Origin of the sequence: Gordonia amicalis (assembly GCF_022059885.1) — a bacterium.
Lineage (GTDB): Bacteria > Actinomycetota > Actinomycetes > Mycobacteriales > Mycobacteriaceae > Gordonia > Gordonia amicalis.
The window spans coordinates 539,860-566,111 of sequence record NZ_CP091855.1 but is presented as its reverse complement, the minus strand read 5'-3'; the positions used below and the strand labels follow the sequence as shown (position 1 = coordinate 566,111).

At 68.0% G+C, this 26,252-nt stretch carries 23 protein-coding genes, 1 tRNA gene, 1 other RNA gene and 1 pseudogene; 17 read left to right on the top strand and 9 right to left on the bottom strand.

Annotated features, from left to right (window positions below):
* Window position 1: 1 nt before the first annotated feature.
* Entirely contained in the window at window positions 2-925 is a 924-nt protein-coding gene (gene gluQRS, locus IHQ52_RS02660; protein ID WP_006435174.1) for a tRNA glutamyl-Q(34) synthetase GluQRS, read from the bottom strand.
* Window positions 926-1,089: 164 nt separating this feature from the next.
* On the opposite strand from gluQRS, the gene IHQ52_RS02655 reads away from it, so the two are divergent.
* Both IHQ52_RS02655 and IHQ52_RS02650 read left to right on the top strand, forming a co-directional pair.
* Complete coding sequence (locus tag IHQ52_RS02655) at window positions 1,090-2,142, top strand: ATP-dependent DNA ligase (protein ID WP_006435172.1); 1,053 nt, start codon at window positions 1,090-1,092, stop codon at window positions 2,140-2,142.
* Window positions 2,143-2,144: 2 nt separating this feature from the next.
* Window positions 2,145-3,230, top strand: coding sequence for a DNA polymerase domain-containing protein (locus IHQ52_RS02650; protein WP_024499601.1), 1,086 nt, complete (start codon window positions 2,145-2,147; stop codon window positions 3,228-3,230).
* A 67-nt stretch (window positions 3,231-3,297) separates the two neighbouring features.
* Here IHQ52_RS02650 and IHQ52_RS02645 read toward each other — a convergent pair whose 3' ends face one another.
* Window positions 3,298-4,146, bottom strand: coding sequence for an NmrA/HSCARG family protein (locus IHQ52_RS02645; protein ID WP_006435170.1), 849 nt, complete (start codon window positions 4,144-4,146; stop codon window positions 3,298-3,300).
* An 80-nt stretch (window positions 4,147-4,226) separates the two neighbouring features.
* Here IHQ52_RS02645 and IHQ52_RS02640 point away from each other — a divergent pair.
* The 6 genes from IHQ52_RS02640 (at window position 4,227) to IHQ52_RS02615 (ending at window position 10,900) form a co-directional block, all read left to right on the top strand.
* Window positions 4,227-4,315: transfer RNA gene (locus IHQ52_RS02640), tRNA-Ser, on the top strand.
* Between the two features lie 153 nt (window positions 4,316-4,468).
* Window positions 4,469-4,563: signal recognition particle sRNA small type (ffs, locus tag IHQ52_RS02635), an RNA gene on the top strand.
* A 70-nt stretch (window positions 4,564-4,633) separates the two neighbouring features.
* Window positions 4,634-5,908: an aspartate aminotransferase type Ic gene (locus tag IHQ52_RS02630; RefSeq protein WP_006435169.1), complete on the top strand. Its 1,275-nt coding sequence runs from the start codon at window positions 4,634-4,636 to the stop codon at window positions 5,906-5,908.
* Between the two features lie 111 nt (window positions 5,909-6,019).
* Window positions 6,020-7,480 carry a glycosyltransferase 87 family protein gene (locus IHQ52_RS02625; RefSeq protein WP_006435168.1) on the top strand — a complete coding sequence of 487 codons (1,461 nt, stop codon included), beginning with the start codon at window positions 6,020-6,022 and terminating at the stop codon, window positions 7,478-7,480.
* Window positions 7,481-7,523: 43 nt separating this feature from the next.
* Entirely contained in the window at window positions 7,524-10,142 is a 2,619-nt protein-coding gene (locus tag IHQ52_RS02620) for a DNA polymerase III subunit gamma and tau (RefSeq protein ID WP_006435167.1), read from the top strand.
* A gap of 32 nt (window positions 10,143-10,174) precedes the next feature.
* A complete protein-coding gene (locus IHQ52_RS02615; protein WP_006435166.1) occupies window positions 10,175-10,900 on the top strand; it encodes a M15 family metallopeptidase in 726 nt (241 codons plus the stop codon).
* A gap of 60 nt (window positions 10,901-10,960) precedes the next feature.
* On the opposite strand, the gene IHQ52_RS02610 is transcribed toward IHQ52_RS02615, so the two are convergent.
* Together IHQ52_RS02610 and IHQ52_RS02605 are read right to left on the bottom strand one after the other, a co-directional pair.
* Window positions 10,961-12,283 carry a class I SAM-dependent methyltransferase gene (locus IHQ52_RS02610; RefSeq protein WP_024499599.1) on the bottom strand — a complete coding sequence of 441 codons (1,323 nt, stop codon included), beginning with the start codon at window positions 12,281-12,283 and terminating at the stop codon, window positions 10,961-10,963.
* Window positions 12,280-13,662 carry an FAD-binding oxidoreductase gene (locus tag IHQ52_RS02605; protein WP_006435164.1) on the bottom strand — a complete coding sequence of 461 codons (1,383 nt, stop codon included), beginning with the start codon at window positions 13,660-13,662 and terminating at the stop codon, window positions 12,280-12,282. Before IHQ52_RS02605 ends, IHQ52_RS02610 begins: the two co-directional genes overlap by 4 nt.
* An 80-nt stretch (window positions 13,663-13,742) precedes the next feature.
* On the opposite strand from IHQ52_RS02605, the gene IHQ52_RS02600 reads away from it, so the two are divergent.
* Both IHQ52_RS02600 and IHQ52_RS02595 read left to right on the top strand, forming a co-directional pair.
* Window positions 13,743-14,180: an SRPBCC family protein gene (locus IHQ52_RS02600; RefSeq protein WP_006435163.1), complete on the top strand. Its 438-nt coding sequence runs from the start codon at window positions 13,743-13,745 to the stop codon at window positions 14,178-14,180.
* Between the two features lie 107 nt (window positions 14,181-14,287).
* A complete protein-coding gene (locus IHQ52_RS02595; RefSeq protein ID WP_193748685.1) occupies window positions 14,288-15,184 on the top strand; it encodes a pseudouridine synthase in 897 nt (298 codons plus the stop codon).
* Between the two features lie 145 nt (window positions 15,185-15,329).
* Here the strand turns inward: IHQ52_RS02595 and IHQ52_RS02590 are convergent, their stop codons facing one another.
* Window positions 15,330-17,003 carry a transposase gene (locus IHQ52_RS02590; protein ID WP_006356846.1) on the bottom strand — a complete coding sequence of 558 codons (1,674 nt, stop codon included), beginning with the start codon at window positions 17,001-17,003 and terminating at the stop codon, window positions 15,330-15,332.
* Window positions 17,004-17,173: 170 nt separating this feature from the next.
* Between IHQ52_RS02590 and IHQ52_RS02585 the strand changes: the two genes are divergently transcribed.
* From IHQ52_RS02585 to IHQ52_RS02560, 6 genes and pseudogenes are all read left to right on the top strand, one after another.
* Entirely contained in the window at window positions 17,174-17,503 is a 330-nt protein-coding gene (locus IHQ52_RS02585; RefSeq protein WP_238064060.1) for a hypothetical protein, read from the top strand.
* Window positions 17,481-17,897, top strand: coding sequence for a YbaB/EbfC family nucleoid-associated protein (locus IHQ52_RS02580; RefSeq protein WP_238064059.1), 417 nt, complete (start codon window positions 17,481-17,483; stop codon window positions 17,895-17,897). The genes IHQ52_RS02585 and IHQ52_RS02580 overlap by 23 nt, the downstream gene beginning before the upstream one ends.
* A gap of 51 nt (window positions 17,898-17,948) precedes the next feature.
* Complete coding sequence (gene recR, locus IHQ52_RS02575; RefSeq protein WP_006435159.1) at window positions 17,949-18,560, top strand: recombination mediator RecR; 612 nt, start codon at window positions 17,949-17,951, stop codon at window positions 18,558-18,560.
* 97 nt (window positions 18,561-18,657) lie between these two features.
* The gene (locus tag IHQ52_RS02570; protein WP_238064261.1) at window positions 18,658-20,232 is read left to right on the top strand and encodes an alpha/beta fold hydrolase; all 1,575 of its coding nucleotides are present in this window, start codon (window positions 18,658-18,660) and stop codon (window positions 20,230-20,232) included.
* Window positions 20,229-20,788: pseudogene (locus IHQ52_RS02565) on the top strand (uridine kinase family protein). The gene IHQ52_RS02570 and the pseudogene IHQ52_RS02565 overlap by 4 nt, the downstream one beginning before the upstream one ends.
* 33 nt (window positions 20,789-20,821) lie before the next feature.
* Window positions 20,822-21,547: a uracil-DNA glycosylase gene (locus IHQ52_RS02560; RefSeq protein ID WP_238064058.1), complete on the top strand. Its 726-nt coding sequence runs from the start codon at window positions 20,822-20,824 to the stop codon at window positions 21,545-21,547.
* Window positions 21,548-21,557: 10 nt separating this feature from the next.
* On the opposite strand, the gene IHQ52_RS02555 is transcribed toward IHQ52_RS02560, so the two are convergent.
* A complete protein-coding gene (locus IHQ52_RS02555; RefSeq protein WP_238064057.1) occupies window positions 21,558-22,280 on the bottom strand; it encodes a type 1 glutamine amidotransferase in 723 nt (240 codons plus the stop codon).
* The gene (locus tag IHQ52_RS02550; protein ID WP_238064056.1) at window positions 22,277-23,578 is read right to left on the bottom strand and encodes a MurT ligase domain-containing protein; all 1,302 of its coding nucleotides are present in this window, start codon (window positions 23,576-23,578) and stop codon (window positions 22,277-22,279) included. The genes IHQ52_RS02555 and IHQ52_RS02550 overlap by 4 nt, the downstream gene beginning before the upstream one ends.
* A 75-nt stretch (window positions 23,579-23,653) precedes the next feature.
* Between IHQ52_RS02550 and IHQ52_RS02545 the strand changes: the two genes are divergently transcribed.
* Window positions 23,654-24,748, top strand: a complete 1,095-nt coding sequence (locus IHQ52_RS02545) for an alpha/beta hydrolase (RefSeq protein ID WP_238064055.1) — start codon at window positions 23,654-23,656, stop codon at window positions 24,746-24,748.
* On the opposite strand, the gene IHQ52_RS02540 is transcribed toward IHQ52_RS02545, so the two are convergent.
* Both IHQ52_RS02540 and trxA read right to left on the bottom strand, forming a co-directional pair.
* Window positions 24,727-25,731, bottom strand: a complete 1,005-nt coding sequence (locus IHQ52_RS02540) for an EamA family transporter (protein WP_236577665.1) — start codon at window positions 25,729-25,731, stop codon at window positions 24,727-24,729. The genes IHQ52_RS02545 and IHQ52_RS02540 overlap by 22 nt on opposite strands.
* A 102-nt stretch (window positions 25,732-25,833) precedes the next feature.
* Window positions 25,834-26,196, bottom strand: a complete 363-nt coding sequence (gene trxA / locus IHQ52_RS02535; protein WP_159405425.1) for a thioredoxin — start codon at window positions 26,194-26,196, stop codon at window positions 25,834-25,836.
* Between the last annotated feature and the right edge of the window lie 56 nt (window positions 26,197-26,252).

Here is a 26,252-nt window from a genome sequence, read left to right as displayed (position 1 = left end):
CTCAGGCAGTGGAGGCCCACTCCGTCGGGCCCAGCAGCCAGGGTTCGCGGGGGAGAGCCTTGGGGACGAAGCGGGCCGCCAGCGTCGGGAGGTCGACGGCTTCGCCGCGTCCGGCGAGACCCAGCGACTGCGCGAGGTGCGAGAGCACGGTGGCTGCCGAGACTCCGGCCGCCGCCAGGTCGGTGAGGGTGACCGCGCCGTCTCGCTTGGAGAGTCGGACGCCGGCGGGGTTGAGCACCATCGGCACGTGTGCGTAGGTCGGTGGCGTCTCGCCGAGCAGTGTCGCGAGGTAGGCCTGACGCGGAGCCGACGACAGCAGGTCGTCGCCGCGGACCACCTGGTCGACACCCTGCGCGGCGTCGTCGACCACGACGGCCAGGTTGTAGGCCGGAGTGCCGTCGTTGCGCTGGATCACGAAGTCGTCGACCATGCCGGTGAAGGTGCCGTGGAGCAGGTCGGTGACCGTGAACTCGGTGGTGTCGGCCAGGATGCGGATCGCGGGCGGCCGTCCGGCGGCGATCTTCTCGGCGCGCTCGGCGTCGGTCAGATGGCGGCAGGTACCGGGGTAGGCGCCGTGCGGCGCGTGGGGAGCGGACGGCGCCTCGAGGATCTCGCGACGCGTGCAGAAGCATTCGAAGGTTCGACCGGCGTCGCGGAGCCGGGCGATGATGTCGCGGTAGATGTCGCGTCGCGCGGTCTGGTAGACGACCGGGATCTCCCAGTCGATACCGAGCGAGGCGAGGTCGGCGAGTTGCCGGGCGTCGGCGCCGGCGACGGCGCGGTCGAGATCTTCCATGCGGATGAGGAAACGGCGACCCGTCGTATGGGCGAACAACCAGGCCAGCATGGCCGTTCGGAGGTTGCCGACGTGGAGGTCGCCCGACGGGGACGGTGCGTACCGGCCCGCTGCGTGCTGTGTCGACATCGCGTCGAGGTTACCGCCTCGGCTCGACGAGCCGCGATGAGAACCGGCGCCGCCGACGGTCTGCCCCTGCGGTGCGTCCCGACGGGCGCGCCGGACCCGACGGTTGTCCCGGAGTTCCGGGCGGATCGTTGCCAGCGCCCGGAGGTGTGAGGAACAGTGAAGCCATGGATCTTCCGGTCATGCCGCCCGTAGCCCCGATGCTGGCCAAGGCGGTCACCGCCGTACCGCCACAGCCCGACGGCGAGACGGTCTGGTCGTATGAACCCAAGTGGGATGGTTTCCGCGCCCTGATCTTCCGCGACGGCGACGAGGTGGCGATCGGTTCTCGCGGCGGGAAGGACCTCGCCCGCTACTTTCCGGAGATCGTGGCGGCGGCGAAGGCGGAGTTGCCCGACCGGGTCGTCCTGGACGGCGAGATCGGGGTACCCGCACTGATCGGTGACACGCACCGTCTCGACTGGGATTCCCTCGCGCAGCGCATTCATCCCGCCGAGTCGCGGGTCAGCATGCTCGCCGAGAAGACGCCCGCCATCTTCATCGGTTTCGACGCACTCGCCCTGGAGTCGACCGCGGTGAACGGGGAACCGTTCGCGGTCCGTCGAGAGGCGTTGTTGCGCGCGGTCGGGCCCGGTGGACGGGACCGGCGGATGCACGTCAGCCGGGTCACCGCCGATCCCGCCGTTGCCGAGGACTGGTTCTCCGCTTTCGAGGGGGCCGGCCTGGACGGGGTCGTGGCCAAACGGCTCGACGGGGTGTACGTCGAGAACAAACGCGAGATGCTGAAGGTCAAACACAAGCGGACCGCGGACTGCGTGATCTTCGGCTATCGGATTCACAAGTCGGGCAGGGGGATCGGCTCGATGCTTCTCGGGCTCTACGGCGACGACGGCGAGTTGCGCATGGTCGGCGGTGCGGGGGCGTTCTCCGATGCCAAACGTGTTGAGCTGCAGGAGATGTTCGAGCCGATGCGGCTCGACCCTGGGAAGCCGGCGCCGGGTGAACCCACCCGGTGGCGGTCGGAGAAGTCGGGGGAGTGGATCCCTATCCGCCCCGAACTGGTCGCGGAGTTCGCCTACGACCAGATGGAGAACCAGCGCTTCCGGCACACCGTGAAGTTCCTGCGCTGGCGGCCGGACCGAGACCCCCAGAGCTGCGGCTATGACCAGCTCGAGGTTCCGCTCACCTACGACCTGCACGACGTCCTGGAAGGGGAATGACCATGGCATCACGTTCTCCCGCTGAAGAACTCGACGTCGCCGGAGTCGCTGTGCGGCTCAGCAACCCGGACAAGATCTATTTCCCCGAACTCGGCGAGAACGGTGGCCGCAAGCGGGATCTCGTGGGGTACTACCGGACCGTCGCACTCGGCGTCGACGACAGCGGCGACGGACCGCTCATGCGCGCGACCCGAGACCGGCCGACGTTCCTGCAACGATTCCCCGACGGCGTCGAGGGGGAGGAGATCTATCAGAAGCACATCGCCAAGAAGCGTCCGGAACACGTGCAGTCCACGCCGATCGTGTTCCCGTCCAAGCGGACCGGGGACGCCATCCGTCCCACGGTGCCTGCGGATCTGGTGTGGGCGGCCAATCTCGGCACCGTCACCTTCCACACCTGGCCGACCCTGCATCCGGACAACGACCATCCCGATCAGCTCCGCATCGACCTCGACCCGCAACCCGGCACGACGTTCGACGATGTGCGGCGCGTGGCGATCGACGGCTTGCGGCCGCTGCTCGACGAACTCGGCTTCACCGGCTTCGTGAAGACCTCCGGTGGCCGGGGAATTCACGTGTACGTCCCCATCGAACCCCGGTGGGACTTCATCGCCACCAGGCGCTGTGTCATTGCGCTCGCACGTGAACTCGAACGCCGGGACGCGGACCACGTCACCACGTCATGGTGGAAAGAGGAACGGGGGGAACGGATCTTCATCGACTTCAACCAGAACGCCCGTGACCGCACGATGGCCTCGCCCTACTCGGTACGACGCAGTGCGACCGGACGCGTGTCGACGCCGGTGACGTGGGCCGAACTCGAAGACGTCGATCCCGACGACTGCACCATGGCGACGGTCCCGAACCTGCTCGAGGACCGCGGTGATCCGTGGGTCGACATCGCCGATCACCGCCGTGGCATCGAGAAGTTGCTCGAGATGGTGCAGACGGATGACGCAAACGGCCTCGGTGACATGCCTTATCCGCCCAGCTACCCGAAGATGCCGGGCGAGCCGCCACGCGTGCAGCCCAGCAAGAAGGTCGCGGAGCACTGGGACGAGAAGGGCAACCGACGCTCCGACGCGTGAGTCGCTGCAGACGCGTATGACGTTGTGCCCGGTTTCCGGGTTCAACGTCATACGGAAGGTTCTCCGGTCAGCGGCGCAGCGCCTCCGCCGCCCACTCGGCGAAGGTCTGCCACTCGATTTCGGGGAACCGGCGATGCAGCCCAGGGATGTCCACCTCGTACCCGCGGTCACCGAGGAAGGCGAACATCGCGCTCAGGTCGGCTGACGGGATGCGTTCGGGGTCATAGGATTCCGCACTCACGGTGGTGCCCAGCACGTCGCCTACGGCCCGCGCCATCTCGGCGGGCGTCAGCTCGTCGGAGGCGATGTCGATGCGTTCACCGGCATGCGCACCCGGGTCCTGGAACAGCGTCGCCACGAAACGACCGAGGTCGCGACGTGAGAGTTGTTGCAGCGGTTTGTCGGCGGGCATCGCGATCGGCATGACCCCGGCGGCGAGGGCGTCGGCACCGGCGAGCAGGTTGTCGTAGAAGTAGGCCGGCCCCACGATCGTGTGCGGGATGCCGGTGCCGGCGAGCATTTTCTCCACCTCGAACTTGGAGTCGAAGTGAGGGACACCGGTGTCGCGGTCGGCGGAGGCCACCGACGAGAAGACGAGATAGGGGAGCGAGGCCGCGGTCGCCGCCTCGATCAGCGCGGTGCCCTGGGCGACCTCGGCGTCGACGCCGGACTCGAAGGGCGTCGTCAGCGCGAAGGCGCCCGCCGCGCCGGTGAACGCATCGGTTAGGCCTACGCCGCTGACGATGTCACCGACGGCGAGTTCCACGCCGCGATCGGCGAGCACCGCCGCTTTCGACGACACGGCGTCGCGGACGAGTGCGCGCACTGCGACACCGGCCTCGAGCAGCGCGTCGAGCACCGCGCCGCCCTGACCGCCGGTGGCTCCGATGACGACGACGGGAGAGGAATCGGACATGCCCCCGACCCTAGTGCGGTTCGCGTGACCGGCAAGCGGGTTTGGGTGTGGGCGTGCCCGGCGGCTATCATCTCGTCGTTGGAGGATTCGCCTAGTGGCCTATGGCGCTCGCCTGGAACGCGGGTTGGGTTAACAGCCCTCAGGGGTTCGAATCCCCTATCCTCCGCCACCGAAGGTCCGTGGTGCACTCCCGCAAGGGGGTCGCACCGCGGACCTTCGTCGTATCTCCGGTTCGTAACCCGCCAGGACCTGCGCGGAGGTGCCCGCCGCGACGTCGCGAAGACCCGGTGTCGCCCAGCCGTGAACCCTCGCTACACTGGACGACGGATCCCGCGCGGCGTGCATCCTGTGAACTCCCCCAGGGCCGGAAGGCAGCAAGGGTCAACGGGCTCTCTCGGGTGCGCGGGGTCCCCTATATCCCCGATTCATTTTTCCAGGTCTGTGTCGTCGGACACCCGCGCCGGCGTCCAGCGCGAGAGGTCCAACGTTGAATTTCCACTCGATGAGTGCCGACCAACTACGTGACACCCAGGCGGACCTGAAGAAGCGCTACGACGAGCTGGCCGCCCTGGGTCTCGAGCTCGATCTCACGCGCGGCAAGCCGGCTCCCGAACAGCTGGATCTGTCCAACGCGCTGCTGTCCCTGCCCGGCGACGACTACCGCGACGGCAACGGCACCGACACCCGCAACTACGGCGGCCTCGTCGGATTGCCCGAGCTGCGCGAGATCTTCGGTGAGCTCCTCGCCGTCGACCCGAAGAACCTGATCGCGTTCGGCAACTCCAGCCTCGAACTCATGCACGACCTCACGGTCTTCGGCCTGCTGCACGGCACCGTCGATTCCGACGAACCGTGGGGCCGCCAGAAGATCAAGTTCCTGTGCCCGGCCCCCGGATACGACCGGCACTTCGCGATCACCGAGAGCTTCGGCATCGAGATGATCCCGGTGCCGATGCTCCCGGACGGTCCAGATGTCCGGCTCTGCGCCGAGCTCGTCGCCAACGACCCGAGCATCAAGGGTCTGTGGGCGGTGCCCACCTACTCCAACCCGACCGGCGTCACGTTCTCCGAAGAGGTGACACGCGGCCTGCTCGCGATGCCGGCCGCCCCCGACTTCCGTATCTACTGGGACAACGCCTACGCGGTTCACACCCTGGTCGATGCCGCGCCGACGCAGCTGCCTGTCCTCGAGATGGCCGCCGAGGCCGGGCACCCCAATCGCGTGTACGTCCTCGGCTCGACGTCGAAGATCACGTTCGCGGGTGGCGGCGTGTCGTTCTTCGGGTCGTCGGACGAGAACATCGCCTGGTTCAGCAAGTACCTCGGCTTCAAGACCATCGGTCCGGACAAGGTCAACCAGCTGCGTCACCTCAAGTTCTTCGGTGACGCCGACGGCGTGCGCGCCCACATGGCCCGCCACCGCGAGATCCTGGCGCCGAAGTTCAAGCTGGTGCTCGACATCCTCGAGGATCGGCTGGCCGAGTCGAAGGTCGCTTCGTGGTCGGAGCCCGAGGGCGGCTACTTCATCAGCCTCGACGTCGTCGACGGCGCGGCCCGACGCACCATCGAACTGGCGAAACAAGCCGGGATCGCCCTGACCGGTGCCGGATCCGCGTTCCCCTACAAGACCGATCCGCACGACCGGAACATCCGTCTGGCGCCGACCTTCCCGAACACCGACGACCTGCGGGCCGCGATGGACGGGGTCGCGACGTGCGTGCTCCTCGCGTCGGCCGAGACCCTGCTGGCGGAGCGCAACTGAGCCACTCGTCTCGCCGACACGCCGCATCGAAACGCCCACGCAACGTTAGATAGCTCTCATTCGGCGGGAGTGAACCGGTATGCACCGATCCATATGCCACTCTTGTAAATCGTGAATCTGCCCAGGCCGGTTCTTCTCGCATCCGGTTTCGCCATCGTCGGGGTCATCGCTCTGGCACTCCAGGATGTCGTCGTGCCCTGGGGAGCCCAGTTCTGGGGTCTGCTCAACAATCAGATCGACCTGGCCGTGTATCGGCAGGGAGCTCAAGCCGTCACCGAGGGTGCCAGCCTCTACGACGTCAAGATGATCGGCGACCTCGACTACACGTACTCGCCGTTCTCGGCGTTGCTCTTCACACCTCTCGCGTGGATCTCGTTCGACGTGGCGCGATGGCTGTGGACCGCGGGCATCGTGGTCGCCCTCTACCTCGTCGTCATGCTGAGCTTCCGCAGCCTGGGCCGGCCGGTCACGTGGACGCTGCGCGTGATCGCGATGGCGCTGGTCGCGGTGGCGATGCTGCTCGAACCCGTCCGGACGACCATCTGGTACGGCCAGATCAACGTCTTCCTGATGCTGCTGATCCTGGCGGACCTCACCCGTCCCGACACCAGCAAGACCAAGGGCATCGGCACCGGTATCGCCGCGGGAATCAAACTGACGCCGCTGATCTTCGCCGGTTACTACGCGGTGCAACGCAATTGGCGAGCGTTCTTCGGGGTCATCGGCGGATTCGCCATGACGGTGGCGATCGGCTTCATCGCGCTTCCGCGTGACTCGTGGGCCTACTGGACCGGCAAGCTGTTCCAGTCCGACCGTGTCGGCTCGGCGCAGCTGCGCGGCAACCAGTCGATCCGCGGGATGCTCGCGAACCACCTCGACACCGACGATCCGTCGACTCTCCTGTGGGCCGCACTGGTCGTGACCGCCCTCGTCGCCGGTTTCGCGGTCGCCGCCTACGCCCATCGCCGAGGGCAGGAACTGGTGGCGATCAGCATCGTCGGCATGACCGCATGTGTGGTCTCGCCGATGTCGTGGGGTCACCACTGGGTCTGGTTCGTGCCGATCGTGGTGGCCGGCGTCCACCTGGCTCTCGACACCCGACGCACCCAGGTCGAACGTGGCCTGGCGGCAGCATCCGCCACGGCCGTCGTGCTGCTGGCGTTCGCGTGGCCGACGCATGTCCCGGGGCTCCTGCCCGACGCCTACTACACGGGTCTCTACGTGAAGACGCGGGTCACCTGGCTCAACTGGTTCACCGTCAGCCCGTATCTGTGGGCGTATCTCGGGATTCTGATCGCGACGGTCGTCGCCCTCCGGTTCTTCGGTTCCCGTTCGGCCACCGAGTCCGACCCGGCTGCAGTCATCGCTCCCGGGGTCGCGGTAGCGGGCATCGCCGATGGCGGATTGCCCACCGATCAGGCCGACGGTGGCAGCTCCCAGGCTGTCGAACCGTCCGTCCGGACCCACGCCGACCACGTGGATCTGTCCGACGAGATGGTCGATGACCTGGTCGGAACCGCCGGCGAGCTGATGGGTGACGCACCCGAGACAGGGGCATCGCCCGCAGTGTGAGGCAGGCGCATCCGATGTCACGGGTCGCCGGTACTCTCGACGCGTGGCTCTGTATCGCACCTATCGCCCGGCTACCTTCGCCGACGTCGTGGGGCAGGAGCACGTCACCGATCCGTTGAGCCGTGCCCTCGACTCCGGGCGCATCAACCACGCGTACCTCTTCTCTGGTCCGCGCGGCTGTGGCAAGACGTCGTCGGCGCGAATCCTGGCGCGGTCGTTGAACTGTGCCGAAGGCCCTACCTCGCGGCCCTGCGGCACGTGCTCGTCGTGCGTGGCGCTCGCTCCCGGTGGACCAGGCAATCTCGACGTCATCGAACTCGACGCGGCCAGCCACGGCGGCGTCGACGACACCCGCGAGTTGCGTGACCGCGCGTTCTACGCGCCGGCCGAGTCGCGTTATCGCGTGTTCATCGTCGACGAGGCACACATGGTGACCAACGCCGGCTTCAACGCACTGCTCAAGATCGTCGAGGAGCCGCCGGAGCATCTCATCTTCGTGTTCGCGACGACCGAGCCGGAGAAGGTGCTGCCGACGATCCGCTCGCGCACGCACCACTATCCGTTCCGTCTGCTCGCCCCGCCGGTCATGCGCGGTCTGCTGGAGAAGATCTGCGAGCGCGAGGGTGTGACGGTCGCACCCGAGGTCTACCCACTGGTCATCCGTGCCGGTGGGGGTTCGCCGCGTGACTCGCTGTCGATCCTCGATCAGCTCCTCGCCGGCGCCGACGACCAGGGCGTCGCCTACGAGCGTGCACTCGCGCTGCTCGGTGTCACCGACATCGCCCTCATCGACACCGCCGTCGACGCATTGGCGTCGGCCGACGGCGCGGCGTTGTTCGGGGCCGTCGAGAAGGTCGTCGACGCGGGTCACGATCCCCGCCGTTTCGCGGTCGACCTCCTCGAACGACTCCGCGACCTGATCCTGCTGCAGGCCGTTCCCGATGCTGCCGACCGTGGGCTCGTCGAGGCGCCGGGCGATCAGCTCGCACGCATGCAGAGTCAGATCGAGACGCTCGGTCCCGCCTCGTTGACGCGCTTCGCCGAGATCGTGCACGACGCCCTCGGCGAGATGCGCGGCACCACGTCGCCGCGCCTCCTCCTCGAGGTGATGTGCGCGCGCATGTTGCTGCCCGCGGTGTCGAACGACGACGCCGCTCTGCTGCAGCGGCTCGAGCGTCTGGAATCGGGGATCGGTTCGACGTCGATCCCGGTGCCGGCGAAACCCGCTGAGCCAGAACCGGAACCGAAGTTCGTGCGCCCGTCGCAGCGTAAGGCGATGGAAGAGGCGAAGGCGGCTGAAGAGGCCCGTCGCGCCGCGGCGGAGGAAGCCGAGGCCGATGTCGCCGTCGTGGCACCGACGCCCCCGCCCCCGACGCCCCCGGCGCCGATGCCGACACCGCCGACACCAACCGCGCCGGAGCCTGTCGCGCCGGCACCCGAGCCCGTGGCCGCTGAACCCGTCGCCGCTGAACCCGTGGCCGCTGACCCGGTTTTCGAGACACCTGTGGTCGAGGAGTCGGTCGTTGCGGAGCCGGTCGTTGCCGATCCAGTCGCGCTGATGGCCGACGTCGAGGACACCACCGACGACGCGGACATGCTCGAGGAGCTGAGTGTCGAGGAGCCTGCGCTCGACGCCCTCCCCGACCCGGATGCGCTCGATCTCGGGGACCTCGAATCCGCAGACGTCGAAGCTCCGGACGCCGAAGCTCCGGACGCCGACGCTCCAGACACCGACGCTCCAGACACCGAAGCTCCGGACGCCGAGGCGCCGACGCTCGATCTCCCCGTCGCCGCAGTCGAGTCGCCGGTCGAGGCAGAGGCAACAGCGCCGCCGGCGCCGGAACCCGTGCGGACCGACGTCACCCCCTCAGTCCGGAACGGCGGCACCCCGACGGCGCCGGAGCCACCGTCGCGCGCACGGGGGGCCGAACCGGCCACGGAACCCGCCCCCGAGCCGGGGCAGTCGGTCCACTTCGACGACATCCCGTTGCCGGACGAGCCGGTCGACGAGTACTCGGTCCCGCCGCCCGACGCGATGCCGGTGCGGGCGAAGGTGCCTGAGCCGAAACCGGAACCGGAGCCCGAACCTGCTCCCTCCGGTGGACTCGACGCCGACGCCGTCCGCACGCGGTACCCGGAGATCCGGGCAGCGGTCCGCGAGCGTTCCAAGAGTCTCGAGCCGATGTTGTCGGCGGCGGTCATCGCCGATCTGGAGGGCACCACGGTGGTCCTGGCGCATCCGGTCGAGGTGCTCGTCGGACGACTCTCCGCGCCGCATGCGGTCACCATCATCCGTGAGGCACTCGCCGAGGTCTTCGGCACACCGCTCGACGTGCGGACGGTCCACCAGGCCCCGGGCACTGCAGTCGCGCCGTCGGTGGCCGGCGGCGGGCAGCCGACGAAACCGCAGGCCAAGCCCCGGCAGTCGTACTCGCGGCCGAGTCGTGCCCGGGACCAGTCGGTGGCCACGGCCCCCGCGCCCGAGCCGGTGGCCGAACCGGAGGAGCCCGAGCCGCCACGCGCGGACGAGGACATCCCCGACGAGGAGCGGGCCGAGATGGTCGCCGATGCGAGGACGGGAGCGCCCGAACAGCGCCTGGATCCCGACCTGGTGGCCCTCGAGCTGCTCAAGTCGGAACTCGGGGCACGGCCGATCGAGTGACCGTCGTGATCACGGGCTGGTAGAACGCAGACATGCGATTGCGATCGGTTCTACGTCTGGTCATGACGCCGGCTGCGGCGACGGTGGCTCTCATGCTGTCGATGGCCGGTGCCGAAGCGGCACCCAACGGATCGCCGTCGACGCCACGGCAGACCGTCGACCAACAGGCGCGTTCCCTCGGACTGGTGGACGTGAAGACCGTCGTCGCGGACGCGGTGCTGGATCTGCGGTACGCGACCACCGACAACTTCGTCGGTGAGCAGCTGTACCCGCGCAACGCCCGCTGTCTGGTCCATGAGTCGATGGCTCCGGGCCTGCGGACCGCGGCCCGGAGGCTGCGGGCCCGTGGCGAGACCCTGGTGTTCTGGGACTGCTATCGGCCGCATTCGGTGCAGCAGCGCATGTTCCGGAAAGTGCCCGATCCGGCGTGGGTCGCGGCACCCGGCCCCTATTCGACCAGCCACGAATCCGGGCGCTCGGTCGACGTCACGCTGGCGGTCCGCAACCCGAGCTGTCCGGCTCCGCGTAAGGTCGGCGACCTCTGCCGTATCGACATGGGCACCGACTTCGACTCGTTCACTCCACGCGCGACCGCATTTGCAACGCAAGGGGTTTCGGTGTCTGCGCAGGCCGCGCGGGCTGGGCTGCGCCGGGCGATGGCCGCCGGGGGACTGAGCGTCTACTCCGGCGAATGGTGGCACTTCGACGGACCAGGCGCGGACGTCCGCCGGCCGATCATCGACGTCCCCCTCACCTGAGACCTTCGAACGACGAAACCCCGCCGGTGATCCGACGGGGTTTCGTTTGGTCGAGGGGACTCAGGCGTTCCACCACGGCCGCAGCGGGACCTGGTGTCCACCGTGGTCGTCGAGCTTGGTCGCCAGCACGTGGTGGAGCTGGATGATGTTGCGGTTGAAGCCGATCCGGCAGCCCGCCATGTACAGGCCCCACAGGCGGGCGGTGCCCTCACCGACCTCGGCGACAGCCTCGTCCCAGTGCTCGACGAGGTTGGCGTTCCAGTCCCGGAGGGTCATCGCGTAGTGCTCGCGGAAGTTCTCCTCGTGGATGACCTCCATGCCGCCGATGTCCTGGAGCTTGGAGATGATCTTGCCCGAACCGGTGAGTTCGCCGTCGGGGAACACATAGCGGTCGATGAACGAACCCGCCCTGCTGCGGCTGGCGTTGTCGGGCCGAGTGATGCAGTGGTTCAACAGCATTCCGCCCGGACGCAGCTTGTCACGCATGAAACCGAAGTAGGCCGGGTAGTTGCTGACACCGATGTGTTCGGTCAGACCGATCGACGACACCGCGTCGAAGCCGGACTCGGTGATGTCGCGGTAATCGCTGTGGCGCACCTCGGCCAGGTCGGTGAGGCCCTCGTCGACGATGGCCTTCTGCGCCCACTCGGCCTGCTCGGCGGACAGCGTCGCGCCGATGGCGTGAACGCCGCGCTTGGCGGCGTAGCGGACCATTCCGCCCCAGCCGCACCCGATGTCGAGCAGCCGGTCGCCCGGCTTGAGGCGCAGCTTCTCGAAGATGAGGCGATACTTGTTGTCCTGCGCGGTCTCCAGCGACGCGTCGTGGTCGGGGTAGACCGCACACGTGTAGGTCATCGAGGGGCCGAGGACCCACTCGTAGAAGGCGTTCGACACGTCGTAGTGGTAGTGGATGACCTCGGCGTCACGAGCCTTGCTGTGCCGCAGGCCTTCGGCGAAGCGACGCCAGCGCGGCACGGCTTCCTGCGGGGGCGGGGCGATCGGCTTGAAGTGCTCGATGCCGAGCGACCGTGCGATCTGCGCCAGGGCCAGCGGCGAGGGGCGGTGGAAGTCCAGGTCGCTCGCGAGAGCCTTGAGTGCGGGGTAGGGGTCGCCGGGATGCGCTCCGACGAGTTCGAGGTCGCCGGCGATGTAGGCGCGGGCCAGGCCGAGGTCACCGGGTGCGGTGACGAGGTAGGTGGTGCCGCGCGGCGTCTTAAGGTTGAGGCCGTACTGGGCGTCTGCCGGGCCGGCGCTGCTGCCGTCGTATGCCGAGATCCGAATCGACAGGTTGCCGCCGAGGAGGGTCTCGAAGATCTCGGACAAGGACATTTTCCAGGTGTGGGGATCCGCACCGGCGGGTGCGCTGTCTTTGAACGTCGTCATTGGCGTTTCACCGCTTTCGAATAGAGGTCCAGAAGACGGCCGCGGGGGTCGTACCGCTTCTTCAGGAGCCGATAACTCTCACCGCCGTAGAGTTCGTCGAACTCGTCCGGCTCGTAGAAACTTTCCGAGTACAGCGATTTGTGGCCGTCGAGTTCGGCGACCTTGCGTTCGATGATCTTGTTGGTGTGCCCGGGATCGCCCGGGGTGACCGGCACGGCCGACCAGAAGCCGACGTTGACGTAGGTGCGTTGCGGTTCGAGCGGGTACAGCGGCCACGGGCGGACCGGGTCCGAGCCGGGCAGTGCGGGTTCGCGGAGACGCAGCGGGCACAACCAGATCGGCTCGATCGGGATGTTGTCCAGGAACCACTCGACGTACTCGGTGGTGCGCTCGATCGGCACCTCGATGTCCTGCACGACGCGTTCACCCGGCGGAAGTCCCTTGCGCGCGTTGAGCCGGTCGCCGATGTCGTAGCGCTGGTCGAACGCGATCAGCTTCCAGTAGAAGCTGCTGCGCAGGTAGCGCTTCGGCCACCAGCGGCGGATGTTCGGGTTCTGCGCACCGAAAGCGCGCGAGCACCAGAACCAGTCGGTGTCCCAGCGCCAGAGGTAGTCGTGGATGGTGAGACGGTCGGTGGTCTTGCTCTGGACGGAGCGGTAGTAGATGTCCATCCCGGTGTAGTCGCTGACCGCGCCCTCCTCGTCGGTCTGGCGTCCGACTGTGAGGTAGGACTCGTTGGCGGAGAACACGACTCCGTCGAGGTAGTCGACGTGCTCGCCGTCGTATGTCTTGTCGGTGACGATCGTCTCCATCGTCGACTGCAGCTCGGCGACGGAGGTGAACCGCACGTGGCGCAGCGCGACGTAGGGCTTCACCGGTTCCAGCTCGATGCGCAGTCGGACCGAATAGCCCAGCGTGCCATAGGAGTTCGGGAAGCCGAAGAACAGATCGGCATGTTCGTTGGTGGGTGTGGCGGTGATGATCTCACCGTCACCGGTCAGGATGTCGATCTCCGACACCGACTCGTGCGGGAGTCCGGAACGGAAGGAGGTGCTCTCGATGCCGAGGCCGGTCACCGCGCCGCCGAGGGTGATCGTCTTGAGTTGGGGGACCACCAGGGGCGCCAGACCATAGGGCAGGGTCGCCGCGACGAGGTTTTCGTAGGTGCACATCCCGGCGACGTCGGCGGTTCGGGCGTCGGGGTCGACCGAGATCACCCGGTCGAGTCCGGAGACGTCCAGTCCGGGATGTGGATTGGCTGCGCGTTTGCGGAAGAGGTTGGACGTCTTCTTCGCAAGGCGCACGGTCGCGTTCGGAGGAATGGCACGATAGCTGGCCAGTAGGGTGGACACCCCCTGGTCAAATGCCTGTCCCCCCATCTCCAGCCCAGAGCTCACCCGGTTAGCCTAGGACTTGATCAGTTCGCCCGCCAATCGTTTCGTCCTGAGGAGTGTCCATCGTGGGTCAGGTTTCCGCATCACAATCGATCGACATCACCGCCGCTCCGGACGCCGTCATCGGGGCGCTCGCCGATTACGACGACGTGCGTCCGGCGATCCTCCCGGCGCAGTACCGCGACTACAAGGTCATCAGCGGCGGTAACGGCGACGGCACCGTCGTGCACTGGATTCTGCAGGCCACCTCGAAGCGGCAGCGTGACGTGCAGGCGACCGTCAGCGTCACCCCGGACACCGTCACCGAGCGCGACGCCAACTCCACCATGGTGACGACCTACAAGGTCGCCCCGTCGGGCAGCGGTTCGCGCGTCACGACCACCACCACCTGGAACGGTGCGGGCGGCATCGGCGGCTTCTTCGAGAAGACCTTCGCGCCCAAGGGACTCAACCGCATTCAGGCCGAGGTGCTCGGCAACCTCAAGAAGCGCCTCGAGAACTGACAGCGCAGAGAACTGACAGCGCAGAGAACTGACAGGCGCAGAGAACTGACAGGCGCAGAGAACTGACCCCGCGCAGAAGGGGCCGGGCCCGACCGTCGCCGCTTCCGATCAGGGACGGCGTCGACTCCACGCGGGTGGTCTTGCGGTCGGGGCCCGAATCCACCGTCGGCGAAGCGCTCCTCGCGTCCCCGAGTCTCGCGGGCCTCGGCGCCGCGGAACTGCGGGCGCGCGCCGCCGCGGGTGAGATCGTCGACGCCGGTGGTCAACCCGTCGACCTCGACGCGCCGTCGCGGGTGAACGTCTCGCTCTATCTGTACCGCGATCTCCCCGACGAGGTCCCGATCCCCTTCGACGTCCCGGTGCTCTACCGCGACGACAACATCGTCGTCGTGGACAAGCCGCACTTCCTGGCGACCATGCCGCGGGGTCGCCACGTGACGCAGACCGCTCTGGTGCGACTCCGGCGCGAGTTGGACAGCGACACGATCTCGCCGGCCCACCGTCTCGACCGCCTCACCGCCGGCATCCTGCTCTTCACCTTGCGACCCGAGGTCCGGGCTGCTTACCAGGACCTCTTCGCGTCGAGGAAGGCGCGCAAGGAGTATCGCGCGCTCGCGCCGGTCGACGAGGCGCTCGCCGACACCGTCACCGTGCGCGACCGTATCGAAAAAACCGCCGGTGATCTGCGGGCGCGCGTCGTCGACGGCCCGGTCAACGCCATCAGCGACATCGCCCTCGTCGAGCAGACCGACCGCGGTGGCGTGTACCGGCTGGTGCCGCACACGGGACGTACCCATCAGCTGCGGCTGCACATGTCCTCGCTGGGCGTCCCCATCGTCGACGATCCGCTGTATCCCGATGTCCGCCCGGAGCTGGCGGAACGACCCGACCACGGGGACTTCACGTCCCCGCTGCGGCTGGTCGCACACGTCCTGGAGTTCACCGATCCGCTCGACGGCACGCCGCGCCGGTTCGAGAGCCGACGCTCGGTGTGGTCGGACTGACCTCGACACCCCCCGAAATCCGCCCCCGTAAACCGCCCCCGACATGCGCCCTCCAGCAGGACGCCGGCGACATATCGGGCTGTTGCGTAATTGGTGTGGGGGTCGGGTTCGGGTCGGGTTGGCCAGTGGCTGGCCGGGCGGTGTGTCAGGTGAGGGCGGGGTTTCCGATGGCTTTGAACAGGTTGTGGACGAGGGCGTGGAAGCTGAATTCCGCTGCTGCTCTATCGAGTCCGCGGCTGGTGAAGCGGCGGAATCCGAGGTTGTGTTTGGCGTGGCCGAACGGAGTTTCAGCGATGTGGGCGCGTTGACGGTAAAGCGCATGCCCTTCTGGTGTGGCCAACCGGTGGGCCATCGCTTCGATCGGCGAGGCGTCTGGTGGCGGTGGCCCGTGGGTCGGAGTGTGTTGCGCGGCTTCTGAAACTGCTCGGCTTTTGCCGGTCGCGATGAGCCGGTCGGGTCCGGGGGTGGTGAGGTTGTGTTCGGATAGATATCCGGCATCGGCCAAGACCACCCCGATGCCGGTCGTCGCCGGCGGGTGGGGTCGATGGGTGTCGATGAGTGTTGCGGCAGTGACGGCTTTGTCGAGCATCGTGGTGAAGGTGGGGGCATCGGCGGGACTGTTGCCCACACCGGTGGCGATGATCAGCCCGTCGTCGCTGGTCACAGCCTGACAGTTGAACCCTTGGAGCCAACCACCGCCACGCAACGGCATCATCCGCGATTGCGGGTCGGTGATGTTGCGCCGTGGCGCCCGTGACGTCGTTGCCGCAGTCGTGGTGGCAGGCGGGGTGGGAGTTGAGTCAGGCGCGGATTTGGCGTGGCGCTGCTGTTGACGGTCCAGTGCCCGCTGGAGTGCTCGTTGGGCGCGCAGCACGTAGTAGTTCGTCTCGACCGGTCCGGGTTTACGGCCCCGCTGCCCGGGCCGATAGCGGTCGATCTTGTCCTGGTGAACGGCGATCGCTCGCGCCAACGACTCGGTCAACACCTCGACCTCGATCTCGACCGGCAACGATCCCTTACCCGTGGCGGGCCCGCCAGAGGCCCGTCGTTCCCGCGCCCGCTGTACCGTCTCCTCGCGGGCCTTCTGGGCCTTCTCACCAGCCTGTTCACGGTCGTTCTTGCGCTGGGCGGCCGCCGACTCGGCGTCGTTGAGTTGCTCATTGTGGACAGCCAGGTCAGCCAACGCTTCAGTGATCCGGGCGTGACGCGACCCTGGATCGTGGAGCTCCCGGGGAAGCTGATCGCCGCGGTCATCACCATGGGCATCATCCTCGGCGACATCGGCCGCTTCGTGTTCGGCCGCGGCACGAGCAGCCTCGGCGGCCAACGCTGCGCGCAATCCTTGCTCGGTCCGATTGGCGCTCAGTGACGCGTTGGAGGCGATCTTGACGCCGTCAAGGGCAACGACTCCCAACTGGCCCATCCCGACCCGCGAGCACAGCATCAACACTTGAACGAACAAGTTCTCGATCGCGGGTGCGCAGTCGGCGCGGAACCGGGAGATCGTCACGTGATCAGGGACGTCACCAGCGCAAATAATGCGGTAGGCGACGTCGCGGTGGCATAACCGTTCCAGCTGCCGTGAGGACCGTTGACCTTGTGCCCAACCCCAGATCAACAGGGTCAACAACATGTCTGGGTGATAGGCGGCGCGACCGGCGCCGCCGGTCTTGCGCACCGCCTGCACCGCCGAGGTATCCAACGAGGCGACCGTATCGATGACCAGCCACACCGGATCATCAGCCGCCAGCCATTCCCGCATACTCGGCGGCATCAGAAACTGTTGATCACGCTGCACCGGACGATAACCCTTGGCCACCAACACATCATCGCCGGAACCCGCCGCCAACCACCCACGACAGGCCGGACCGGACCCATCCAATTACGCAACAGCCCGATATCGTCCGTGCCGGACTTCCAGAGGGCGCATCTCGGGGGCGCTTTTCGGTGGATGGCTATGGGTGCACGTGAGCATCTACCCTGGCCACCGTGACGATTCGAGCGTCGTATGAACGACACCCCGACCTGGGATGTGAAGCCGTTGTCTTCATCGACGACGAGTCGCTGGCGTGTTTCCAGATCCAGCGCGATCTCACCGGTGGGCCGCGGGCCGACGAGTATTGCGTCACCACCGGTGCGAGTGCGCCTATCTACGGCGGCATCGTCGAGTGGCGGCGCGTCGAGGACCGCTTCGAGTTCGCGCTGACCCGCCGGGCAAGCCGACTGTTCGGGGACGAGGTGCTGTCCTTCGAGATCAACCCGGTCGACGAGGTGACCGTCGACGACATCGCCGCGCATGTCGATCGATTGTTGCGCTGACCCGGGGGCTACCCTGGACGGCGTGACGCAACCATTCGATCCCAGCGCATTGTTCGGCGGCGGCCAGGGCGGCGAGAACCCGATGGCGGGACTGCTGGCCCAGGCGCAGCAGATGCAGGAGAAGCTCCTGTCCGCACAGAACGAGATCGCCGCGGCGGAGATCGTCGGAAGCGCGGGCAACGGCCTGGTCACCGTGACCGGCAACGGCACCGGCGAGGTGACCGCGGTGTCCATCGACCCCAAGGTCGTCGACCCCGACGATGTGGAGACCCTGCAGGATCTGCTGCTGGGCGCGCTCGCCGACCTGTCGCAGAAGCGTGAGCAGCTCACCAGCGAGAAGATGGGTCCGCTGGCCGGCGGCCTCGGCGGCGGCATCCCCGGGCTCGGCGGCTGATCGCGCCCGCCGCGCGATCCTTTCCACGACACCAGAGAACCCGGGCACGCGATGTATGAAGGACCGATCCAGGATCTGATCGACGAACTGGCCAAACAGCCGGGGCTCGGTCCGAAAGGTGCGCAGCGGATCGCATTCCACCTGCTCGCCGGGGAGAAGTCCGACATCGACCGACTGATCGCCGCACTCGGACGCGTCCGCGACGACGTCGTCTTCTGCGCCGAATGCGGCAACGTCTCGGCGAATCGGCTGTGCCGGATCTGCTCGGATTCACGACGTGACGCCACCAAGATCTGTGTCGTCGAAGAACCCAAGGACGTCCACGCGATCGAGCGGACCAAGGAGTTCACCGGTCGCTACCACGTGCTCGGCGGTGCGCTCGACCCGTTGTCCGGGATCGGGCCCGACCAGCTGCGCATTCGTGAGCTGCTCCGGCGGCTCGCCAATCAGGAGGACGGGGTCGACGTCAGCGAGGTGATCGTCGCGACCGACCCCAACACCGAGGGCGAGGCGACCGCCACCTACCTGCAGCGCATGCTCAAAGACTTCCCTGGACTGTCGGTGACACGGCTGGCGTCGGGTCTGCCGATGGGCGGCGATCTCGAGTTCGCCGACGAACTGACGCTCGGCCGTGCGCTGTCCGGTCGCCGGATTCTGGCCTGAGGACCGCACGCGGGGCGTGTTGCGCGACCCCGGCTAAGGTCGGGAGGTGATATCGCTGAAGCGGGGGCGTCAACGAATCCGGGTGATCGCGGCGGGGATGGCCGCGATCGCCGCCATCGGCCTGCTGGACACGGCACGGGCCGTGCCCTCCGCCGGGGCTGCGGTACCCGAGCTGGAATGGTCCTCGTGTCCCGCCGTTCACGGTGTTCCGTCGAGCGTCCGGTGTGCCGCGGTCGAGGTTCCGTTGGATCACGCCGAGCCGAACGGGCCCACGATCGAGCTCCTGGTGAGTCGCGTCCCCGCCCGCGATCCGGCGCAACGCCGCGGGGTCCTGATGGGCAATCCGGGAGGCCCCGGCGGCGACGGGATCGCGATGTTCAGCCAGTTGCATCCGCCGGCCGAGGTGCGCGACCAATGGGATCTCGTCGCCGTGCAACCGCGCGGCCTGGTGTCGGGCACGCCACTGAAGTGTGCTCCGATCACCGGCGCGGAACCCGAAATCCTCACCGCTGTAGGAAAACTCAATCGCGAACGGTGTGCGCGGCGGACGCCCGGTCTGGGAGCGACCCTGACGACGGAGAACACCGCGCGTGACATCGAGGTGGTTCGGCGCCGGCTGGGCGAGACCAAGATCAGTCTGTACGGGGTCTCGTACGGGACATTGCTCTTCGCGACCTACGCGACGCTGTTCCCCCAGCGGGTGGACCGCATGGTCCTCGATTCCGGATTCGATCCGGGCGTGGTGTGGAACGGCCTGCTCGATGTACAGACCCCCGGCTACAAGGCCCGTGTCCACGCCATGATGGCGTGGATCGCCCGCCACGATCACGTCTACCATCTGGGAACCACTCCGCTCGCCGTGTACCGGAAGTGGAGCAACCGCGTCAGCGCCGAGGCGGGTGTCCCGCCGTCGCTGGTCGCACCGCCGGCGCAGGTCGGGGACGTTCCGCCGGGGCTCCGCGCCGTCGCCGAACAGTACATCGCCGGTACCGACCTGACCGCCGATGTGCGCGCTCGGTTCGAGAACTTCGTCGCGACGCTGCTGACACCTGGTTCGGTGCAAGCGAATTCGGGACTTCTGGTCCTGACGCGGGCGTTTGCGCCCGATCGGAACTTCTGGCCGGTCATCGCGATGTTGACGGCCGGCGCCCCCGGGACGTTCGCCAAGCCCTCGCCCGCGGTCCTCGAAGCGGCGACGGTCTCACAGGACATGCAGGCGGCCGTCCTGTGCAACGAGAACCAGGTGCCCGCGGATCCGTCGATGAGCCTTTCGGCGTTCATCACCGGCTACGTCACCGCCGACCCGTTCGAGGCGCCGGGACTCGTCTACCGCTCGGGGATGGCCTGTGCCGGAGCAGCCCCGGTCGCCCGTCCGATCCAGATCAGGGATCGGGGACTCGCCGTACGGCCGTTGCAGATCCAGAGCGTCGGGGACCCGCAGACGCCGTACCGCGGAAGTCTGGTCATGCAACGCCGGATGGGCAGCCACCTGATCACCGTCGGCGGAGGCGACCACGCCCAGCTCGGCCGCGGGAACCGGCCACTCGACGCCGCGATCGCCGAATACCTGAGGACCGGACGGACGGCGGTGACCCGGGTTCCGGAGGCGCCGATCACGGCCTCGCTGACCCGGTTCCCGCCGAGCCTGACCGTGGGCGCGACGGCTTGGTGACGGCACCCGACCGCGTCGCGCCCGAGGTCGGCGCGCGAATCGCCGAGCTCGCTGCGGGGCTCGACTCGGGGATCGTCGCGATCGACGGGCCGTCGGGCGCGGGGAAGTCGACGGTCGCGGATCTGCTGGTCGCCCGGTTGCGAGACCGCGGGTCGGCGTGACGCTGGTGCGCACCGACGACTTCGCGACCTGGGACGACCCGGTCGCGTGGTGGCCCGAGCTGGAGGCCGATGTCCTGCATTCCTTCGTCCGACGCCGCGACTACCGCTACCGTCCTCGGGTCTGGCGCGACGGCCGTGCGACGCCGGGCCCGCATGTGTGGATCGAATGGCAGCCACTACTGATCATCGAAGGCGTCTCGTCGGCGCGGCGTCGCATCGCCGGCCGGTTGACACGTGCCCTGTGGCTCGACGGTGGAACCGAGGCGGAGCGTCTGGAGCGGGCCGTCGCGCGGGACGGCGAGGAGTCGCGGGCACACCTGCGACAGTGGCAGGAGTTCGAACGAGGCTGGTTCGCCGTCGACCGCACCCGCGAACGGTGCGTCCTACTGGACTGACCGGCCGGTCGCGGCTCGCGGTTACTGTCGGATATGGACACTCGACGGCGGTTCCGCGATCTCGCGGAGCTCGATGCGCACCTGATCGACTGTCGCGCATGCCCGCGGCTCGTCGAGTGGCGTGAACAGGTGGCGCGGGAGAAGCGTCGCGCGTTCGCCGACCAGGAGTACTGGGGGCGTCCGGTGCCCGGCCTCGGACCGGCCGACGCGCGGTTGCTGATCGTCGGTCTTGCACCTGCCGCACACGGCGGCAACCGCACCGGCCGGATGTTCACCGGCGACCAGAGCGGCGATTTCCTGTTCTCCGCCATGTATCTCGCCGGCCTGGTGAATCAACCGCATTCGGTGGCGATGGATGACGGGCTGGAGCTGTTCGGTACGCGGATCACCGCACCCGTGCATTGCGCTCCGCCGCAGAACAAACCGACCGTAGAGGAACGGGACCGGTGTTCGTACTGGTTGCACGGCGAGCTCGAACTGCTCGCTCCGACAGTGCGTTCGGTGATCACGCTCGGGGTTTTCGGTTGGCAGTCGGCGCTGCGCACATTCGGTGCGCTCGGCTGGACGGTGCCACGTCCGACACCGAAGTTCGGGCACGGGGCGTCGACGATCCTGACCCGCGGCGACGCGACTCTCGAGGTGTTCGGGTGCTATCACGTGAGCCAGCACAACACCTTCACCGGGCGGCTGACCGTCGACATGCTCGTCGAGGTGTTGCAGCGGGCGGCGAAGTCGGCGGGGATCGCTCTGGGGCAGTGAGCTTGTTGTCCTACCGCCGGCGCCCGGCCGCGAGCCGTTCCTTGCGCAACCGGGCTACCTCGGGAAGGTCCAGCGGCGCAAGCGATTCGACGCCCATCGCGGTGGCGAGGAGGTAATCGGCGAGCTCCGGGTTGCGGGCCAGTGCCGGACCGTGCATGTAGGTGCCGATCACGCTGCCCTGTACGACGCCCTCGGTGCCGTCGCCGACCCCGTTGCCGACGCCGTGTCTGACGCGACCGAGAGGTGCGGCGTCTGAGCCCAATGCGCTTCCGCCGCGGTGGTTCTCGAAACCGGTGAGCGGCTGGGTGAGCGCGGCCAGAGTCGGTTCGGTGATCAGCTCGCCGATGCTGCGCTTCGCCTGCGGCGTCGTCGTCAGGTCGAACAGCGAGATGCCGTCGACCCGTTCGCCCGCCGAGGTCTCGTACCAGTGGCCGAGCACCTGGATGGCGGCACAGATCGCCAGGACCGGGCGGCCCGCCGCGGCGGCCTGCTGCAGGCCGGGATAGCGGGACAGGTGCCGGGTCGCGAGGCGCTGGGCGTAATCCTCGGCGCCACCGAGGGTGTAGACGTCCAGTGAATCGGGAACCGGGTCGTCGAGCGTGATGTGCACGACTTCGGCGTCGATGCCGCGCATGATCGCGCGGCGCTTGAGGACGAGGGCGTTGCCGCTGTCGCCGTAGGTGCCCATGACATCGGGCAGGATCAGCCCGATGCGCAGCGTCGACTCGCTCACTGTTCGGCCCTCCGTGCACGTTCCGCCCGTTCCATGGCGATCCCCAGATCGCGGAACGCGGTGTAGTTGGCGAGCACTTCGACCCGCCCCGGTGGGCACGAGGCGATCGCGGCCATCGGATCGGGGATCGTGGTGTGCTCGGCGCCCGCGTAGAGCAGACGCACCGACAGGTCGGCGGCCCGCTCGCCGGCGGCCACCACCTGCATCGTCTCGAACGCCTCGAACCGCACGTCCCACAGCCAGGAGAGATCCTCGCCGTCGGGAACCTGGCCGTTCACCGCGATCACCAGGCCGTCGGCGTCCTGGTCGATCATCGACAAGGCCTCCTGCCAGCCCGCCGGGTTCTTCGCGAGAAGTGTTCGGACGGAATGGTTTCCGATCTGGTGGATGCCGTAGCGCCCGGCGACCTCGCCGACGGTTCCGACCGCGGCGGCGGCCTTGCCCGGGTCGGCTCCCATCGCGACGGCGGCTGCCACCGCCTGCGTCGCGTTGCCACGATTGGCCCGGCCGGGGACGGCGAGGGTCAGGGGAGCGGAGAAACCGTCGGGCCCGTAGATGTTCTCGTCGTCGAACCACCAGTCGGGCGCGGGCCGACGGAAGTTCTCGTCGCCGGTCGACTGCCAGCCCTCCCCGGACCGCACGATCGGTTCGCCGGTGCGGGGACAGCTCACCGAGTCGCCGACCCAGCCGGCGCCGGCGGCCACCCACACCACGTCGGGGGCGTCGAAGGCAGCGGAGGTCACCAGCACGTCGTCGCAGTTGGCGATGACCGTGGTCGAGGGATGGCGGGCGATGCCCTCGCGGAGTCGTCGTTCGATCATGTTGATCTCGCCGACCCGGTCGAGCTGGTCGCGCGACAGGTTCAGCAGGACCAGCACCTCGGGGTCCACCGCATCGCTGACGTGGGGCACGTGGAGTTCGTCGACCTCGAGTGCACACAGCGGCGCGGTGCGGCTGAGCGTGAGGGTGGCGATGATGCCGGCGTCCATGTTGGCGCCGTCGGCCTGAGTGGCGACCTCGCCGAGTTCGGCCATCGCCGCGGCGGTCATCCGCGTGGTCGTCGACTTGCCGTTGGTGCCGGTGATGATCGCGGTGTGCTTGCCGGCCGCGAGACGACGCATGATGTCGGGATCGATCTTGGCGGCGACGAGTCCGCCGATCATCGAACCCTTGCCGCGTCCCGCGGTACGCGATGCCCAGCGGGCGGCCGCAGCCGCGACCAGCGCGACCGAGGTGCGGGCGGGCACGCGGTTGCTCCGGGGAGATACGGATCCGGCGGACGATGGACGGTCGGGCATGGTCACGAGTGTTCCACAGGGTCGATCTTCGGGTTGCTCGTGCCGACCGGCGACCAGCAAGTAGGCTCTGCGACTGTGAGCCGCGACACTTATCTGCGTTTGTCCCTGCCCGCACGAATCCAGCGTGGCGTGCTGCTGGCCGCGGGGAGGATTCCCGGCGCCGCACTGTCGGCGCTCGGGCGGCGGGCGTCGGTCAACTCCGATGGCGAGCGGGTTGCGCCCGAGCTCGCCGCGATCGGCTGGGCGAATCAACACGTTCCCGGCTTGGATCCGTTCCAGGGTGAGGTCGCCCGGTCGCGTTCGGCGACCGACGAGAGTGGTGCGTCGATGGCCGAGAACCTGCCGCCCATGGCGGTGGAGGAAGACCTCGTCATCGACGGTCCCGCCGGTCCGATCCCGGCCACGCGGTACCGGTCGTCGACCGAGTCGGGCGGGCTGCTCGTCTACTTCCACGGCGGCGGATTCGTCACCGGCAGCCGCATCAGCCACGACACCTTCGTGCGCCGTCTCGCCCACGGCACGGGACTCGACGTCCTGTCGGTCGAGTACCGGCTCGCGCCGGAGCATCCGTTTCCCGGTGGGGTGGAGGACGCGGTGGCGGCCTGGCACTTCGCCGTCGACGTTGCTCCCCGGTGGGGGCTCGATCCGCGGCGCATCGTCGTCGCCGGTGACAGTGCGGGCGGGAACCTGGCCACCGTGGTGGCCCGGCTGGTCCGGGACGAACCGGTGACGCCGGTCTTCCAGCTGCTCATCTACCCCGTCACCGATCTCTCCGCGCAGACCCCGTCGCGACGTGAGTTCGCGACCGGGTTCTTCCTGACCACGGACGGTATCGAGTGGTTCAACGACCACTACGTCCCCGACCTCGAACAGCGCAGCGACCCGCGCTGTTCGCCACTGCTCGCCGACGACCTCGGCGGACTGCCGCCGGCACTTGTCATCGTCGCCGGCTTCGACCCGTTGCGCGACGAGGGCCTCGCCTACGCGAAACGGCTCGAGGAAGCAGGGGTCCCCGTCACGCTGCGGCGGGAGGGTTCGATGATCCACGGGTTCGTCAACATGACCCTGATCAGCCCGGGCGCCCGCGCGGCGGTGGACCGGATGTGTGCGGAGGTCCGGCGAGCACTCGACGGGGCTCCGCCGGCGGATCAGCAGTCGATCGCCGGCTGACGTCCGGGCGCGATCGCCCCGACGCACGCGTGGTCGGCATCGCCTTCCGATGCAGTGCGCGTGACCGTGGCCACGGCTGGTGCTCGGTGACGCCTGCGCGACCGCGGGCGCGCCATCACGCCGACCGCGCAACCGCTGACGACGATCACCGCTCCGACGATCTCGCCGACCGTCGGAACCTCGCCGAGGAAGGCGAAGGATGCGCTGATGCCGACGACGGGCACGAGCAGCGACATCGGCGACACCCTGCTGGCGTCGTTGCGGCTCAGGAGCATGGTCCACAGGCCGGCGCCGACGAGGGTGCCGAAGACGGCCAGGTAGACGAGTCCGCCGAGCGCACGTAGCCCTGTCTCGGTGCCGATCGCCATCAGTGAGTCGAAGCCCGCGGCCGGGCCTTCGATGATCAGGCTCGCCAGGTACAGCGGCGGGGTCGCGACGACGGCCATCCACAGTGTCATGCGGAACGAGTCGTCGGGCTGGGCCAGGCGCCCGCCGATGTTGCCGATCGCCCAGCTGAGGCCACCCAGGATGGTGAGACCGATGGGGAGGAGGGCGGCCACACCGATATCGCTGCCGGTGGCGCGGTCGACGGCGATCAGGCCCATGCCGCCGACGGCGACCAGAAGGCCCACGACCTGGGCGAACGTCATCCGCTCACGCAGGAACAGCACCCCCAGGATCACCGTGAAGGGCGCCGATGTCTGCAGCACCAGCGAGGCGAGCCCGGCCGGCATACCCAGGGTCATCGCCAGGAACAGGAACATGAACTGCACGGTTCCGAAGCCCGCCACGTAGACCAGGAACCACTTGAGGCGGACCTTCGGGAACCGGACGAACAGGGCGACCGGGATCGCCATGACCGCGAAACGCAGCGCAGCCAGGAAGAACGGCGGAAAGTGCTCGAGACTGAGGTGGATCGCGACGAAATTCAGTCCCCACAAGAACACGACGCCGAGGGCGAGCAACCGGTCACGAGTGGACATGCACACCATCGTCCGAGGCGTGGTGATGAAGGACAATCGAATTCAAACGGATGGATTGTTCAGATCTACTGAACAATCCATCCGGGGGTCGAGCTCAGCCCGTCACTTCTGAGCGGCTGCGACCTTCGCCCGGACGTCGTCCATGTCGAGCGCCTCGACCGCGCCGATCAGTTCCTCGAGCTGTGCAGCGGGCAGCGCGCCCGGCTGGTTGAACACGAGGATGCCGTCGCGGAACGCCATCAGCGTCGGAATCGATTGAATGCCAAGGCTTCCGGCGAGCTGCTGCTGTGCCTCGGTGTCGATCTTGCCGAAGAAGATGTCGGAATGGGCTTCCGACGCCTTCTCGAAGACCGGGGCGAACATGCGGCACGGTCCACACCAGCTCGCCCAGAAGTCGAGCAGGACGATGCCGTCCTTGGAGATGGTGTCTTCGAAGGTTTCGATGGTTACGTCTTGTGATGCCATGGTCACAACAACCGTTTCGGTGGTGGAGACATTCCACAGGGTGGTTCGGTCGAGTA